Genomic DNA, 15,841 nt, shown 5'->3' with positions numbered 1-15,841 from the left:
CATGTGCCGTGCGATCGACCTCCAGCAGGCGGTACTCGCCAAGAACGACGGCTGCGCGCAGCGGCTGCGGGCCGATCTCGCGCTGCGCGGCACCACCGTGGTCAACCTGCTGTCCAGCCCCGGCAGCGGCAAGACCGCGCTGCTGGAGGCGGAGTTGGCGCTGGCCCGGGAGCGCGCGCTGCCGGTCGCCGCGCTCACCGCGGACCTCGCGACGGAGAACGACGCGCTGCGGCTGGCCCGTTCGGGCGCCCCGGTCAAGCAGGTGCTCACCGACGGGCTGTGCCACCTGGAGGCGCGGATGCTCGGCGGCCACCTCGACGGCTGGCTGCCCGACGGCACCCGGCTGCTGTTCGTGGAGAACGTCGGCAACCTCGTCTGCCCGGCGTCCTACGACCTCGGGGAGACGCTGCGGGTGGTGCTCGCGTCCGTCACCGAGGGCGAGGACAAGCCGCTGAAGTACCCGACGGCGTTCGGGCTCGCGCATCTGGTGGTCGTCACCAAGACCGACATCGCCGGCGCGGTCGGCTTCGACGAGGCCGCGTTCCGGGCGAACGTCCAGCAGGTCAACCCGGGGGTCGAAGTGGTGCTGACCGCCGCCCGCACCGGCAGCGGCGTCGGCGCCCTGCTGGACCGCGCGCTGGCGGCGGCCGGCGGCGCCCCCGTGCACGCGCCCGTCATGGCCTCCCAGCCGCTGCCGGGCCACCACCACGCCGACGACGACGCGGCGCAGCCGCACGCGCACGGCCACCCGCACGAACACGGCGACCCGCTCGGCTCGCTCGCGCCCGCCGCCGGCCGGCCGCAGCCCGCGGGCGGGCCCCGGTCATGACCGCCCCCACGGCCGACGGCACCGTGGCGGCGGCCGATCCGGTGGTGCGCCACCGGGTCACGGTCCGCGGGGTCGTGCAGGGAGTCGGCTTCCGCCCCTTCGTCTACGCGCTGGCGGGCCGGCTGGGGCTGGCCGGCCACGTCACGAACACCGGCGAGGGCGTCGTCGCGGAGGTGGAGGGCCCGGCCGCGGACGTCGCGGCGTTCTGCGCGCGGGTCGCGGACGAGGCGCCGCCGCTGGCCGCGGTGGAGTCCGTCGAGCAGTGCGCCGTGGCGGTGACCGGCCGGCCCGGGTTCGCGATCACCGCGTCCCAGGACGGCGGCGCGACCCGCACCCTGGTCTCCCCGGACATCGCGACCTGCGCGGAGTGCCTGGCCGAACTGGCCGACCCCGCCGACCGCAGGTACCGCCACCCGTTCATCGTCTGCACCAACTGCGGGCCGCGCTTCACCGTGGTCACCGGGCTGCCGTACGACCGCGCGCACACCACGATGGCGGGTTTCCCGATGTGCGGGGCGTGCCGGGCGCAGTACACCGACCCGGCCGACCGGCGCTTCCACGCCCAGCCGGTGGCCTGCCACGACTGCGGGCCGCGGCTGCGGCTGATCCGCCGGACCGGCCGGTCGGGCGGGGCGGACCCGGTGGCCGAGGCCCGCGCGCTGCTGGCCGCCGGTGCGATCCTGGCCGTGAAGGGGCTGGGCGGCTACCACCTGGCGTGCGACGCGGCGAACCCGGGGGCGGTGGCGCTGCTGCGGTCCCGCAAGGCGCGCGGCCGCAAGCCGTTCGCGGTGATGGCCCGGGACCTGGCCGGCGTCGAACCGCTCGCGCACGTGGGGGCGTTGGAGGCCGAACTGCTCACCGGGCCGCTGCGGCCCGTGGTGTTGCTGCGGCGGCGGCCGGGCGTGCCGGTCTGCGACGACGTGGCGCCCGGCGGCCCCGACCTGGGCGTGATGCTCCCGTACACGCCGCTGCACCATCTGCTGCTCGGGCTGCCGGGTGATCCGCCGGGCCCCCGGCTGCTGGTGATGACGAGCGGCAACGTGTCCGGCGAGCCGATCGTCACCGGCGACGCCGAGGCGCGGGAGCGGCTGGCGGCGCTGGCCGACGCGTGGTTGACCCACGACCGGCCGATCCAGGTGCCGTGCGACGACTCGGTGGTGCGGGTCTGCGACGGGGAGCCGGTGGTGCTGCGGCGCTCGCGCGGGTACGCCCCGCTGCCGGTCGCGCTGCCGGTGCCGGTGCGGCCCGCGCTGGCCGTCGGCGGGGATCTGAAGAACGCGTTCTGCCTCGGCGAGGGCCGCAAGGCGTGGCTGTCGGCGCACGTCGGCGACATGGACGACCTCGCCACGCAGCGCGCCTTCGCCCGTGCGCAGGGACAGTTGGAGTCGATCACGTCGGTGCGGCCCGAACTGCTTGCCGCCGACCGGCATCCGCGCTACCGCTCCGGGCAGTGGGCCGAACGCGCCGCCGGAGCACGGCCGTTGGTGCGCGTGCAGCACCACCACGCGCATGTCGCGGCCGCGATGGCCGAGCACCGCCTGGACGGCACCCGGCCGGTGATCGGGGTGGCCTTCGACGGGACCGGGTACGGCGACGACGGCGCGGTGTGGGGCGGGGAGGTGCTGCTCGCCGACTACGACGGCCACCGCCGCTTCGGGCGGCTCGGCTACGTCCCGCTGCCGGGCGGCGACGCGACGGTCCGGCGCCCGTACCGGATGGCGCTGGCGCACCTGCGGGCAGCCGGGCTGCCGTGGGACGCCGACCTGCCGTGCACGGCGGCCTGCCCGTCCGACGAACGGCGGCTGTTGGAACGGCAGTTGGAGTTGGGGTTGAACTGCGTGCCGACGTCCAGCATGGGCCGGCTCTTCGACGCGGTGGCCTCGCTGGCCGGGGTGTGCCATCTGGCCGGCTACGAGGCGCAGGCCGCCGTCGAGTTGGAGGGCGCGGCCACGGGCGCGCCCCTCGCCGACGACGGGCCCGGGTACGCGTTCGCGCTGCGGCCGGAGAGCGATCCGGGCGCGGGCGCCGAACTGGTCGCGGACCCGGGGCCGTTGCTCGCCGCGGTCGTCGCCGACGTGCGCGCCGGCTGCTCGGCGGCGGTCGTCGCGGCCCGTTTCCACCGGGCGGTGGCGGGCCTGGTGGCCGCCTGGTGCGCGGCGGCCCGCGAGCGGCACGGCCTGACGACGGTCGCGCTGACCGGCGGGGTGTTCGCGAACGTGCTGCTGTCGTCGGCGTGTGCCGCGGCGCTGCGCGCGGACGGCTTCACCGTGCTGAGACACCATCAGGTGCCGCCCAACGACGGCGGGTTGGCGCTCGGCCAGCTGATGGTGGCCGCGCGGGCGGCGGCCTCCCCGTGACGGCCGCGGGCCGCCCTCGCCGTACGGCACCGCGGCCCCGGACCGGTCGAAGCACCGATCCCACCGAACTCACCGCATTCCCCTGACCCACCGAACTCCCCACCGACCGCACCCCCTTGAGCGAGGAGAAGCCCCATGTGCCTGGCGGTACCCGGCAGAGTGCTGGAGATCGAGGACCGGGACGGCACCCGGATGGCCAGCGTCGACTTCGGCGGCGTGGTCAAGGAGGTGTGCCTGGAGTACCTGCCGGACCTCCAGGTCGGCGAGTACGCCATCGTGCACGTCGGTTTCGCGCTGCAACGCCTGGACGAGGAGTCCGCGAAGCAGACGCTGGAGCTGTTCGCCACGCTCGGCCTGCTCCAGGAGGAGTTCGGCGACCCGTGGGAGGCGGCCGCGGGCGGCGGCGCCCCGCCGTGGGCCGACGAGGACGCCGAACCGGGCGCGCTCAGCCCATCCGGCGTGTCCAGCCCATCCGGCGCGCTCAGCCCATCCGGCGCGCCCAGCCCATCCGGCGCGCCCAGCGCGAACGCGGCACCCGCACCGAGCGGCGTGCCCGTACCGACCGGCTCGCACCAGCAAGGCAGCGGCCATGACACCGCCGGCCACGCCGACGGGCGGCCGGCACCGCGGGAGGCGCGGCAGCAGTGAAGTACATCGACGAGTTCCAGGACCCCGAGCTGGCCCGCCGCCTGCTCGACGACATCGCGGCCACCGTGACCAGGCCGTGGGCGCTGATGGAGGTCTGCGGCGGCCAGACGCACACCATCATCCGGCACGGCATCGACCAACTGCTGCCCAGCGAGATCGAGTTGATCCACGGACCGGGCTGCCCGGTGTGTGTCACCCCGCTGGAGGTGATCGACAAGGCGCTGGAGATCGCGGCGCGCCCCGGGGTGATCTTCTGCTCGTTCGGCGACATGCTGCGGGTGCCGGGCACCGACCGGGACCTGTTCCGGGTGCGCAGCGAGGGCGGCGACGTGCGGGTGGTGTACTCGCCGCTCGACGCGCTGAAGATCGCCCGGCAGAACCCGCGGCAGGAGGTGGTGTTCTTCGGCATCGGCTTCGAGACGACCGCACCGCCGAACGCGATGACGGTGTACCAGGCCCGCAAGCTCGGCATCCGCAACTTCAGCATGCTGGTGTCGCATGTGCGGGTGCCTCCCGCGATCGAGGCGATCATGCGCTCGCCCGACTGCCGGGTGCAGGGCTTCCTCGCCGCCGGGCACGTGTGCAGCGTGATGGGCACCGCGGAGTACCCGGAGCTCGCCGAGCGGCACCACGTGCCCATCGTGGTCACCGGGTTCGAGCCGCTGGACATCCTGGAGGGCGTCCGCCGCACCGTGGCGCAGCTCGAACGCGGCGAGCACCGGGTGGAGAACGCCTACCCGCGCGCGGTGCGCGACGAGGGCAACCCGGCCGCGCAGGCGATGCTCGCGGACGTCTTCGAGGTCGGCGACCGGGCGTGGCGCGGGATCGGGGTGATCCCGGACAGCGGGTGGCGCCTGTCGCCGCGCTACCGGGAGTTCGACGCCGAGCACCGCTTCGCCGTGACCGGCATCCGCACCGTGGAGCCCGCCGCCTGCCGGGCCGGCGAGGTGTTGCAGGGCCTGATCAAGCCGCACGAGTGCGAGGCGTTCGGCACCACCTGCACCCCGCGCAATCCGCTGGGCGCCACGATGGTCTCCAGCGAGGGCGCGTGTGCGGCGTACTACCTCTACCGGCGGCTCGACACCGCCCCGGCACGCATGGAGGCGAGCCCCGTTGCCTGAGACCACCCGAGAGCGGGCCACCCCGTCGGTGCCGGAGCCATCCGCACCGGACAGCGGCGCGACCGCGGGAACCACCACCGCCGCCGTGAACACGACCACCGCCGACACCGCGACCGGCGAACCCCCCGTTCTCGACCTGCTGTCGTGGACCTGCCCGGCGCCGCTGCGCGACCAGCCGCGGGTGGTGATGGGGCACGGCGGGGGCGGCGCGATGTCGGCGGAACTCGTCGAGCACGTCTTCGCGCCCGCATTCGGCGGCCCGGTGCTGGCGCAGCTCGGTGACGCGGCGGCGGTGTCGCTCGGCGGTGCCCGGCTGGCGTTCTCCACCGACTCGTTCGTGGTGCGGCCCCTGTTCTTCCCCGGCGGCTGCATCGGCGACCTCGCGGTCAACGGCACCGTCAACGACCTGGCGATGAGCGGCGCGCGAGCGGCGTACCTGTCCTGCGGGTTCATCCTGGAGGAGGGCGTCGAGATGCCCGTCCTCGCGCGGATCGCGCGGGCGATGGGCGCGGCGGCGCGGGCGGCGGGCGTGGAGGTCGCCACCGGGGACACCAAGGTGGTGGAGGCCGGGCACGGCGACGGCGTCTACATCAACACCGCGGGCATCGGGCTCATCCCGGCCGGGGTGGACCTGCGGCCGGACCGGGTGGTGCCCGGCGACGTGGTGATCGTCAGCGGCCCGGTCGGCGTGCACGGCGTGGCGATCATGAGCGTGCGGGAGGGCCTGGAGTTCGGCGTGTCGATCGAGAGCGACTGCGCGCCGCTCGGCGGGCTGGTCGACGCCATGCTCGCGGTCACCCCTGATCTGCACGTGCTGCGCGACCCCACCCGAGGCGGGCTGGCCGCCTCCCTCAACGAGATCGCGGCGGCCGGCGGCACCGGTGTGGTGGTCCAGGAGCGGGCGGTTCCGGTGCCCGCGGAGGTCGCCAACGCGTGCGCGATCCTGGGCCTCGACCCCTGGTACGTGGCCAACGAGGGCAAGTTGGTCGCTTTCGTGCCGCGCGAGCACGCCGAGGCGGTCCTCGCGGCGATGCGGGCGCATCCGCTGGGCGCCGGGGCGTGCGTGATCGGCGAGGCGGTGGCCGACCACCCAGGGATGGTGGTGGCGCGGACCGGCCTCGGCGGCACCCGGGTCGTCGACCTGCCGATCGGCGAGCAACTGCCGCGGATCTGCTGACGGCACGCCTCGACGCCGGGCCGGCGCGGTCCCTCACCCGCGGAAGCGGATGCGGATGCGGATGAGGGACCGCGCCGGTCTGCCGGGCGGTCAGTCGTTCTGGGGGAAGCCCAGGTTGATGCCGCCGTGGCTCGGGTCCAGCCAGCGGGAGGTGATGACCTTGCCGCGGGTGAAGAAGTGCACGCCCTCGGTGCCGTGGGCGTGCGCGTCGCCGAAGAGGCTGTTCTTCCAGCCCCCGAAGGAGAAGTACGACACCGGGACGGGGATCGGCACGTTGACGCCGACCATGCCGACCTCCACCTCGTACTGGAAGCGCCGGGCGGCGCCGCCGTCGTTGGTGAAGATCGAGGTGCCGTTGCCGTAGGGGTTGGCGTTGATCAGGCGCAGGCCCTCGTCGTAGGAGGCGACGCGGACCACGGACAGCACCGGGCCGAAGATCTCGTCGTCGTAGACCGGCATGCCCGGGCGGACATGGTCGAAGAGGGTCGGTGCCAGGAAGAAGCCGTCGCCGTCGGCGTCGAACTCACCTGTGCTGCCGTCCACGACGAGCTTCGCGCCGGCCTCGACTCCCGCGCTGACGTAGGAGGCGACCTTGTCGCGGTGCTGCCGGGTGACCAGGGGACCCATGTCGCAGCCCCGGGTGCCGTCGCCCGTGCGCAGCCCGCCCATCCGTTCGGTGATCTTGGCCACCAGCTCGTCGGCGACCGGTTCGACGGCGACCAGCGCGGAGACGGCCATGCAGCGCTCGCCGGCGGAGCCGAACCCGGCGTTGACGGCGGCGTCCGCGGCCAGGTCGAGGTCGGCGTCGGGGAGGACGAGCATGTGGTTCTTCGCCCCGCCCAGCGCCTGGACGCGCTTGCCGTGGGCGGTGCCCGTCTCGTAGACGTACCGCGCGACGGGCGTCGAGCCGACGAAGGAGACCGCCGCGACGTCCTCGTGGGTGAGCAGCGCGTCCACGGCCTCCTTGTCGCCGCAGACGACCTGGAGCACGCCGTCGGGCAGGCCGGCCTCCTGCCACAGCGCCGCCATGGCGAGCGTCGCGCTCGGGTCCTTCTCGCTCGGCTTGAGCACCACCGCGTTGCCGCAGGCGATCGCGAGGGGCACGAACCACATCGGCACCATCACGGGGAAGTTGAACGGCGAGATCACCGCGACGACGCCGAGCGGCTGCCGGACGGAGTGGACGTCGACCGCGGTGGAGGCGTTCTCGGTGAAGCCGCCCTTGAGCAGGTGCGGTATGCCGCAGGCGAATTCGGCCACCTCCAGGCCGCGGGTGACCTCACCGACCGCGTCGGCCAGGACCTTGCCGTGCTCGGCGGTCACCAGGGCGGCGATCTCCTCCTTGCGCTCGTGCAGGAGCTGGCGGAAGGCGAAGAGCACCTGGGTCCGCTTGGCCAGCGACGTCGAACGCCACTGCTGCCAGGCGGTCTTGGCGGAGGTGACGGCGGCGCCGACGAGTTCGGCCGAGGCGAGGTCGACGGTGCCGGACTGCTCGCCGGTGGCCGGGTTGAAGACCGGGGCGGTCCGTTCGGCGGTGCCCTGCCACGGGCGTCCGTCGATGAGGTGGGTGATGCGCCGCGGGTCGCTCACGGCTGGCTCCTTCCGGGGGGTGCGGGGTGCGGGCGGGACGTCGCGGCCGGTCGGTTCCCGGCGGCGTCTCCTTCGTGGGGGTCGTCGCGGTGGCTGCCGGCGTCGGCGGCCGGGGTGGCGTCGCCGGGGGCGAGGAGCGTGCGTTGGTCCTCCTTGTGGCGGACGTACGCGCGGTGCGCCTGCTGGGTGGAGTCGAGGGTCGAGACCTCGCTGACCGGCACGTCCCACCAGCTCGCGCTGTCGGGCGCCGGCACCAGCGGGTCGGTCTCGACGTGGATGACGACGGGACCGCCGTCGGCCGGCCATGCCTTGGCCGCCGCGATGGCGGCCTCCAGCCCGGCCTCGGAGTGCACCTCGATGACGTGGGCGCCGAGGCTGCGGGCGTTGGCGGCGAGGTCGGTCGGCAGGTGGGCGCCGTCGAGGCCGCCCCCGGCGCCGCGGTAGCGGTACTGGGTGCCGAACCGCTGCGAGCCGAGCGACTCCGACAGCGAACCGATGGAGTGGAAGCCGTTGTTCTGCACGAGGACCACGATGATCTTGACGCGTTCCTGGACGGCGGTGGCCAGTTCGGTCGGCATCATCAGGTAGCCGCCGTCGCCGACCATCGCGAAGACGTCCCGGGTGCTGTCGGCCAGCCGCACCCCGATCGCGCCGGGGATCTCGTAGCCCATGCAGGAGTAGCCGTACTCGACGTGGTAGCCCTTGCGGTCCCGGACCCGCCACAGCTTGTGCAGGTCGCCGGGCATGGAGCCGGCCGCGCACAGCACCACGTCCCGCGGGTCGGACAGTTCGTTGACGCGGCCCAGCACGGTGCTCTGGGTGAGGACGCCCTCGGCGAGGCGGTCGGTCTCGGCCGGGTCCGGGTGGTAGGCGGCCTCGACCTCCGCGTCCCACGCCGCCCACAAGGCGGCCTGCTCCTGCTCGTAGGAGTCGGGTACGCGGTGGCCGGCGAGGGCTTCGGTCAGCGCGGTCAGCGCCTCGCGCGCGTCGGCCGTGACGGCCAGGCCCGCGTGCTTGACCGCGTCGGGTCCGGCCACGTTGATGTTCACGAACCGCACGCCGGGCTGCTGGAAGGCGGTGCGGGAGGCGGTGGTGAAGTCGCTCCAGCGGGTGCCGACCCCGATCACCAGGTCGGCGCCGGCGGCCAGCGCGTTCGCGGCCGTGGTGCCGGTCGAGCCGACCGCGCCCATCAGCCGCGGGTGGCCGTGCGGCAGGGAGCCCTTGCCGGCCTGGGTCTCGCCGACGGGGATGCCGGTCGCCTCGGTGAAGGCGGCCAGCGCCTCCTCCGCGCCGGAGTAGTGGACGCCGCCGCCGGCCACGACCATCGGCCGCCGGGCGCCGCGCACCAGGTCGGCGGCCGCCGCGACCAGCGCGGCCTCGGCCGGCGGGCGGGCGATGTGCCAGGTGCGCGGGGCGAACAGCTCCACCGGCCAGTCGTACGCCTCGGCCTGGACGTCCTGCGGCAGCGAGATCGTCGCGGCGCCGGTGTCGGCGGGGTCGGTGAGCACCCGCATCGCGCCGAGCAGCGCGGCCGGCAGCTGCTCGGGCCGGCTCACCCGGTCGAAGAACCGGGACAGCGGGCGGAACGCGTCGTTGACGCTCACGTCGGCCGCGTACGGCTGCTCCAGCTCCTGGAGGACGGGCGCGCTGACCCGGGTGGCGAAGGTGTCGGAGGGCAGCAGCAGCACCGGGACGCGGTTGATCGTCGCCAGGGCCGCGCCGGTCAGCATGTTGGTGGAGCCGGGGCCGATCGAGGCGGTGCAGGCCCAGCTCCGCAGGCGGTCCTCGTGCCGCGCGTAGCCGACCGAGGTGTGCACCATCGCCTGCTCGTTGCGGGCGAGGACGTAGGGCAGCGGCGAGTGGCCGCCGGACTCCCGCTCCATCTGGAGCAGCGCCTGCCCGAGGCCGGCGACGTTGCCGTGGCCGAAGATCCCGAAGACGCCGGCGAAGAACCGGCGCCGCACGCCGTCCCGCTCCGTCCACTGGGCGGCGAGGAACCGGGTCGTCGCCTGGGCGACCGTCAGCCGCACCGTCGTCGCTTCCTGCTCCGTACTCATCGCGCCTTCCCTGCTGCTGGAGGTGTCGGCGGCTCCGCCAGCGGGAGCCGCGGGTCGAACGGCTGGTCCGCCCAGGTCTCGCGTACCCGCGCGTGGGCCGGGTCGTCGCAGATCAGCCAGGCCCGCTCGGGGCCGGGGCCCGCCATGACGTTCAGGTAGTACAGGTGGGCGTCGGGTGCCGCCGCCGACGGGCCGTGCCAGCCGTACGGCACCAGGACGACGTCACCGGTGCGCACTTCGGCCAGCACGTCGATCGGCCGGTCGGCCGCCGAGGCGTGCACCCGCTGGTAGCCGACCGGGTCGGTGCAGCGGTCGTCGACGGACCGGGTCTCGAAGTAGTAGATCTCCTCCAGGGCGGTCTCCTCGCCCGGGCGTTCGGCGTCGTGCTTGTGCGGCGGCCACGAACTCCAGTTGCCGGCCGGGGTGATGACCTCGCAGGCGATGATCGCCTCGGCCTCCAGCACCGCGGGGGTGCCGAAGTTGCGGACCTCGCGCGAGGCGCTGCCGGCGCCGCGCCGCTCGACGGGCACGTCGGCGGCGGGGATACGGCGGAAGGCGCGCGACCCGCCGCCGGGCGCGAGGGCGCCGGCGACGGCGACACGGGCCGCGCCACCGCCGCCCGCCCGGACGGTGATCCGGCTGCCGGCGGGCACGTAGGCGACGTCGGTGGGGCCGGCGAAGACGTCGGCGCGGCCGTCGAGTTCGGTCTCCTGCACCTGGCCGTCCGGCGCGTGCGCGGTGACGTGGACGCCGCCGGACAGCGGTACGACGATGTGCTCCCAGGGGCCGGCCTCGACCGTACGGCTGTCCGTCCCGGTCAGGTCGGCCACCCGCAGGGCGGTGTGCTGCCAGCCCGGGTGGGCGGCGGTGACGGCCAGTTCCCAGCCGTCGGCGCCGGCCGTGCCGCGGGGCAGCACCCAGCGGTTCTCGTCGGTCATCGGCCACTCCCGTGGGTGAGTTCGGCCGCGATGTCCACGGCGGCGGCCACGTCGCCGTCCGGCGGGTAGAGCAGGGCGCGCCCGACGACGAGGCCGCGGACCTGGGGCAGGCGCAGGGCGTCCTGCCAGGAGGCGTAGGTGTCCTGCGGGTCGCCCACCGGGTCGCCGCCGAGCAGGAGGGTCGGCAGCGTGGTCGCGTCCAGGACCCGTTCGAGTTCGTCGACGACCGGCAGCTTCAGCCAGGTGCGGGCGCTGGTGGCGCCGAGCCCGCTGGCTATGTGGATGGAGCGCATGACGCTGTCGGGGTCGAGCAGGTTGCGGGTGCGGCTTCCCTCACGGACCGACAGGAACGGTTCGACCATGGCCATCAGGCCGAGGGACGCCAGTTCGGTGACGGCGGCGGCGGTCGCCTCCAGCGTGGCCACGGTGGCGGGCTCGCCGAGGCAGATCCGGGTGAGGGTCTTGCCGCCGTCCAGGCCCTGTTCGGCGATGGCCCGGGGGGTGTACGCGGTGAAGCGGTCGTCGAACTCGAAGGCGGCGCCTTGCAGGCCGCCGCGGTTCATCGAGCCGATGACGACCTTGTCCTCCAGGGCGCCCATGAGCAGCAGGTCGTCGAGCAGGTCGGGGGTGCTGAGGACGCCGTCCACGCCCGGGCGGGACAGCGCGGTGGTGAGGCGGTCCAGCATGTCGCTGCGGCTGGCCATGGCCAGGCCGTCGTCGCGCACGCCCAGGGCGCCGCGGGCACTGTGGTCGGCGGCCACGATGAGCAGCCGGCCGTCCGTGCCGAGCAGGGGGCGCCGGGAACGCTTCTGCCACGCGTGGCCGATGCGTTCGGGCTCGCGGGCCCGGATCTCGGTCAGCTGTGCGGCGTGCATCAAGGCGTCCTTTCGGAAGGGCGCGCCCGGGAGGCGAGGGCGTCCTCCACCTCGGCGGTCGTGGGCATGGCGGTGGAGCATTCGAGGCGGGCGGCGACCAGCGCGCCGGCCACGTTCGCGAACTCGATGGTGCGGCGCAGTTCCCAGCCGCTGAGCAGGCCGTGTACGAGGGCGCCGCCGAAGGCGTCGCCGGCGCCGAGGCCGTTGACGACCTGTACGGGGAAGGGCGCCACCTCGACGCGCTCGTCCCGGGTCGCGGCGAGCACGCCCTTGGGGCCCTGCTTGACGATGGCCAGTTCCAGGCCGCGGTCGAGCAGCGCGTCGGCGGCGCGGCCGGGGTCGGTCTCGCCGACGGCGACCTCGCACTCCTCGCGGTTGCCGACGGCGACGGTGACGTGTTCCAGGGCGCGGCTCACCTGGGCGCGGGCCTGTTCGGCGCTCGCCCAGAACATCGGGCGGTAGTCGAGGTCGAGGACGGTGGTGGCGCGCCGGCCGCGCGCCTGCCAGGCGGCGAAGTGGGCGGCGCGGCTGGGCTCCGCGGACAGGCCGGTGACGGTGGCCCACAGCACGGCGGTGTCGCGCACGGCGTCCAGCGGCAGTTCACCGGGCTCGATCATCAGGTCGGGCGCGGTGCCGTACCGGTAGAAGTACAGCGGGAAGTCGTCCGGGGGGAAGACCTCGCAGAACGTGACGGGGGTGGGCGGTCCGTCCGGGTCGGTGATCGCGGTGATGTAGGACGGGTCGACGCCGAGCCGGGCGGCCTCGGCGCGCACGTAGCGGCCGAAGGGGTCGTCGGCGACGCGGGTGATCAGGGCGGCGTCGCGGCCGTGCCGGGCCGCGGCGACGGCGACGTTGGTGGCGCTGCCGCCCAGGAACTTCCGGAAGGTGTCCACCTCTTCCAGCCCGACGCCGTGGTCGAGCGGGTAGATGTCGACGCCGGTCCGGCCGATGGTGATGAGGTCGTGGGCCGCTGCCCTCGTCGCTGCCACCGCGGTCACTCCCCCGCCGGTGCGGTCGGGTCCGCCGTGGCACCGGCGAGCGACAGCAGGTAGGCGACGCAGGCGCGGACGTCGTCGGCGGGGTCGGCGCCGCCGCTCTCGCCGGGGGCCGCCCGCAGCACGGTGTCCTGCTCCAGTACGTACCAGCCGCCGTAGCCGGCGCTCTCCAGGATGCGGACGATGGCCGCGATGTCCACGTCACCGGTGCCGAGGGGGACGTACATGCCGTCGGCGACGGCCGCGGTGTAGGTGGCGGCGCCGGCCTGGACCTGCCGGGCCAGCGCCAGCCGGACGTCCTTGAGGTGGACGTGCGCGATACGGCCGGGCCAGCGCGACGCGACGGCGACCGGGTCGCCGCCGCCGATGAGCAGGTGGCCGGTGTCGAGGCACAGCCCGATGCCGCTGCCGCGCAGGACGCGTTCGGTCTCCTCGCCGCTCTCGACCATCGTGCCGACGTGCGGGTGGAGGGTCGCGGTGAGGCCGGCGCGGGCGGCGGCTCGCGAGATCCGGTCGAGGTTGGCGAGCAGCAGCGCCCAGCCGGCGTCGTCGAGCACCGGGCGGGCGTCGTACCCGTCGGTCCCGGTCGCGGCGGCGATGACGACGGTGCCGGCGTCGGCGGCCACCAGGCCGGCGATCGCGGTCTCGACCTCGGGCAGCGGGTCGTGGCCGGGGTCGTGCAGGACGACGGGCACGAACTGGCCGACGGCGCGCAGGCCGTAGGAGGCGAGGACGGTGGCCTTCTCCGCGGGGGCCGCGGGCAGGAAGCCGTCGGGGCCGAACTCGGTGGCGCTCAGGCCCAGTTCCCGCATCTGCGGGAGGACCGCCTGCGGGGGGAGCTGGTGGCCCCAGCCGGGGACCTCGCACACGCCCCAGGAGATCGGTGCGCCGGCGATACGCGCGGCGAGCGGGGCGGTCACCGGCGGACTCCCTTCGCCCGGCGGGTCTTCAGCCCGTCGGTGGCGCTGTCGCTGGCGGCCCTGGTGCTCCGCATGGCGTGCCCTTCTTCCCGGTCGGTGTTCGTGTGACCTGCTGCTGGTCGCTGCTGGTCGGTGCCGTGTGACGCGGGTCCGCGGCCAACGGCGGCGCGGGGCCCGGGCGTCTGCCCTGAGCCTGCCTTCCCGCTCGACATCATGTCAATAGTTTGTCCTGACATTATGACTGATGTGAGAGGAGTCGCCGTGCCGCCCGCGGGTCAGTGCGCGGCGACCGTCATCTCGAAGGCGTACCGCGAGGCCCGGTAGACGTGCGAGCCGTACTCGACCGGCCGTCCCGACGCGTCCTGCGCGGTGCGGACCATGGTGAGCAGGGTGGCGCCGCGGGTCTCGTCGAGCAGCCTCGCCTCGGCCGCGGTGGCCCGGCGGGCGCCGATGGACTGCTCGGCCACGCCGAGGACCACGCCCGCGCGGCGCAGCACCTGGTACAGCCCGGCTCCGGCCAGCGCCTCCGCGGTGAGCTCGACCAGGCCGGCCGGCAGGTGGTTGTGCATCAGGGCGATCGGCTCCCCGTCGGCGAGCCGCAGCCGCTGCACCGCCACCACCTCGGCGCCCTCGTCCAGATGGAGCGCGGCGGCGACCGCGGGGTCGGCGGGGACGGTCCCCACCGAGAGCACCTCGGTGGCCGGGCGCCGCCGCTCGCGCTCCAGGTCCTCGTAGAGGCTGGTGAACTGCAGCTGCCGGCGTATCCGGTTGGCCACCACCTGGGTGCCGACGCCGCGCTTGCGGGCGAGCAGGCCCTTGTCCACCAGGTGCTGCATGGCCTGACGCATCGTCGGGCGGGACAGCCCGAACTGGTCGGCCATCGCGACCTCGTTGCTCAGCCGGGTGCCGGGCGGCAGCACCCCGGACTCGATGAGTTCCTGCAGCTGCTGGGCGAACTGGAAGTACAGCGGGACCGGGCTGCCCCGGTCGATGGTGATCTGCTGTGCGAGCGAATCCACTTCCACCCCTCCAGAAACTTCTGCCGACGCAGGCCAGTATGACGCATGATGCAGTGTAAGCTCTGTACGTCCATATGTCATAACAAACTCTTGCCTTGTCATTCGCCACAGAGTAGAAAGCTGAATGCCGCTCCCGGCATCCCGCACGAAAGGCACCCGCACATGCGCATCGGACTCATAGGCACGGGCCGTATCGGCGCGTTCCACGCCGCCACCCTCGCCGGCCTGCCCGCCGTGAGTGGCATCGTGCTGCACGACGCCGACGAACACTCCGCCCGCGCCGTGGCCGAAACCGTCGGCGCGCAGTTCGCGGGCGACATCGACGGTCTGCTCGGCGCCGGCCTCGACGGCGTGGTCATCGCCGCCCCGACGGCCTTCCACGCCGACCTCATCCTCGCCGCTCAGCAGGCGGGGCTGCCCACCTTCTGCGAGAAGCCGGTGGCGGGCACCCTGGAGGAGACCGACGCGGTGCTCGCCGCGGCCGCCGACGCCCCCGTCCCGCTCCAGATCGGCTTCCAGCGCCGCTTCGACGCCGGTTATCTGGCCCTGCGCGAGGCGATCACCGCCGGCCGGCTCGGCTGGACCCACACCCTGCGCGCCTGCACCTCCGACCCGACGCCCCCGCACGCCGGCTACATCCCCGGCTCCGGCGGCATCTTCCGCGACTGCTCCGTGCACGACTACGACATCGTCCGCTGGGTCACCGGCCGCGAGGTCACCGAGGTCTACGCCACCGGCGCCAACCGCGGCGAGGACTTCTTCGCCGCGGCCGGCGACGTGGACACCGCCGTCACCCTGCTCACCCTGGACGACGGCACCCTCGCCACCTGCACCGCCACCCGCTACAACGGCGCCGGATACGACGTCCGGCTCGAAGTCTGCGGCTCCAAGGGCACGCTGGCCGCGGGCCTGACCGACCGCACGCCGGTGGTCTCGGCCGAGGGCGCCGCCTGGCCCGCGGACACGCCCTACGGCGGCTTCATGGAACGCTTCCAGGACGCCTACCGGGACGAACTCGCCGCCTTCACCGAGGTCGTGGCCGGCACCCGGCCGAGCCCGTGCACCGGGGACGACGCGCGCGCGGCGCTCGCCGTCGCCGAGGCCGCCACCCGCTCGCGCGAGCTGGGCCGCCCGGTCCGGATGGGCGCGGCCGGCTGAGCGGCTGACCGCACGCACAGCGACCGGACGGCGGCCGGGCCCGATCAGGGGCCCGGCCGCCGTCCGGTGTTCGGGCCCGCCTCCCGTGCCGTGCGCGATCACCGGCCGGCCGCGCACGGCACGGGAGTTGACGCCGTGCCGTACGCGGGGGCGAACC

Annotated in this window: 12 protein-coding genes and 1 pseudogene; 6 read left to right on the top strand and 7 right to left on the bottom strand. The window is 74.6% G+C overall.

The genetic code is table 11. The features are described 5' to 3' along the window. The first annotated feature begins 1 nt into the window (after position 1). From hypB to hypE, 5 genes and pseudogenes are all read left to right on the top strand, one after another. Entirely contained in the window at positions 2-829 is an 828-nt protein-coding gene (hypB, locus tag OG896_RS36420) for a hydrogenase nickel incorporation protein HypB (protein WP_329372265.1), read from the top strand. Further along, positions 826-3,186 carry a carbamoyltransferase HypF gene (gene hypF, locus OG896_RS36415; RefSeq protein ID WP_329372263.1) on the top strand — a complete coding sequence of 787 codons (2,361 nt, stop codon included), beginning with the start codon at positions 826-828 and terminating at the stop codon, positions 3,184-3,186. The genes hypB and hypF overlap by 4 nt, the downstream gene beginning before the upstream one ends. A gap of 135 nt (positions 3,187-3,321) precedes the next feature. After that, a pseudogene (locus tag OG896_RS36410) lies at positions 3,322-3,600 on the top strand (HypC/HybG/HupF family hydrogenase formation chaperone); the annotation flags it as partial. Positions 3,601-3,830: 230 nt separating this feature from the next. Next, entirely contained in the window at positions 3,831-4,955 is a 1,125-nt protein-coding gene (gene hypD / locus OG896_RS36405; RefSeq protein ID WP_329372262.1) for a hydrogenase formation protein HypD, read from the top strand. Positions 4,956-5,142: 187 nt separating this feature from the next. Then, positions 5,143-6,132 (top strand): hydrogenase expression/formation protein HypE, encoded by a 990-nt coding sequence (gene hypE, locus OG896_RS36400; protein ID WP_402452182.1) that lies wholly within the window; start codon positions 5,143-5,145, stop codon positions 6,130-6,132. A gap of 90 nt (positions 6,133-6,222) precedes the next feature. On the opposite strand, the gene OG896_RS36395 is transcribed toward hypE, so the two are convergent. The 7 genes from OG896_RS36395 to OG896_RS36365 all read right to left on the bottom strand — a co-directional run bounded on the left by OG896_RS36395 (position 6,223) and on the right by OG896_RS36365 (position 14,526). After that, on the bottom strand, positions 6,223-7,722 hold the full coding sequence (locus OG896_RS36395; RefSeq protein ID WP_329372260.1) for a CoA-acylating methylmalonate-semialdehyde dehydrogenase: 1,500 nt from the start codon (positions 7,720-7,722) through the stop codon (positions 6,223-6,225). After that, positions 7,719-9,779 (bottom strand): 3D-(3,5/4)-trihydroxycyclohexane-1,2-dione acylhydrolase (decyclizing), encoded by a 2,061-nt coding sequence (iolD, locus tag OG896_RS36390; RefSeq protein ID WP_329372259.1) that lies wholly within the window; start codon positions 9,777-9,779, stop codon positions 7,719-7,721. The genes OG896_RS36395 and iolD overlap by 4 nt, the downstream gene beginning before the upstream one ends. Next, positions 9,776-10,717 (bottom strand): 5-deoxy-glucuronate isomerase, encoded by a 942-nt coding sequence (gene iolB / locus OG896_RS36385; RefSeq protein WP_329372257.1) that lies wholly within the window; start codon positions 10,715-10,717, stop codon positions 9,776-9,778. Before iolB ends, iolD begins: the two co-directional genes overlap by 4 nt. Beyond that, positions 10,714-11,592, bottom strand: a complete 879-nt coding sequence (locus OG896_RS36380; protein WP_328460784.1) for a Cgl0159 family (beta/alpha)8-fold protein — start codon at positions 11,590-11,592, stop codon at positions 10,714-10,716. The genes iolB and OG896_RS36380 overlap by 4 nt, the downstream gene beginning before the upstream one ends. Next, a complete protein-coding gene (iolC, locus tag OG896_RS36375; protein ID WP_329372255.1) occupies positions 11,592-12,581 on the bottom strand; it encodes a 5-dehydro-2-deoxygluconokinase in 990 nt (329 codons plus the stop codon). The genes OG896_RS36380 and iolC overlap by 1 nt, the downstream gene beginning before the upstream one ends. A gap of 5 nt (positions 12,582-12,586) precedes the next feature. Next, complete coding sequence (locus OG896_RS36370; RefSeq protein WP_329372254.1) at positions 12,587-13,507, bottom strand: TIM barrel protein; 921 nt, start codon at positions 13,505-13,507, stop codon at positions 12,587-12,589. Positions 13,508-13,782: 275 nt separating this feature from the next. Continuing rightward, a complete protein-coding gene (locus OG896_RS36365; RefSeq protein WP_328460790.1) occupies positions 13,783-14,526 on the bottom strand; it encodes a GntR family transcriptional regulator in 744 nt (247 codons plus the stop codon). Positions 14,527-14,688: 162 nt separating this feature from the next. On the opposite strand from OG896_RS36365, the gene OG896_RS36360 reads away from it, so the two are divergent. Beyond that, on the top strand, positions 14,689-15,684 hold the full coding sequence (locus OG896_RS36360) for a Gfo/Idh/MocA family protein (protein WP_329372251.1): 996 nt from the start codon (positions 14,689-14,691) through the stop codon (positions 15,682-15,684). Positions 15,685-15,841: the final 157 nt, after the last annotated feature.

The sequence above is a fragment of the Streptomyces sp. NBC_00669 genome (genome assembly GCF_036226785.1).
In the GTDB taxonomy this organism is placed as follows: domain Bacteria; phylum Actinomycetota; class Actinomycetes; order Streptomycetales; family Streptomycetaceae; genus Actinacidiphila.
Note: the sequence above shows the minus strand (reverse complement) of the source record. Positions and strands in the feature narration are given on the sequence as shown.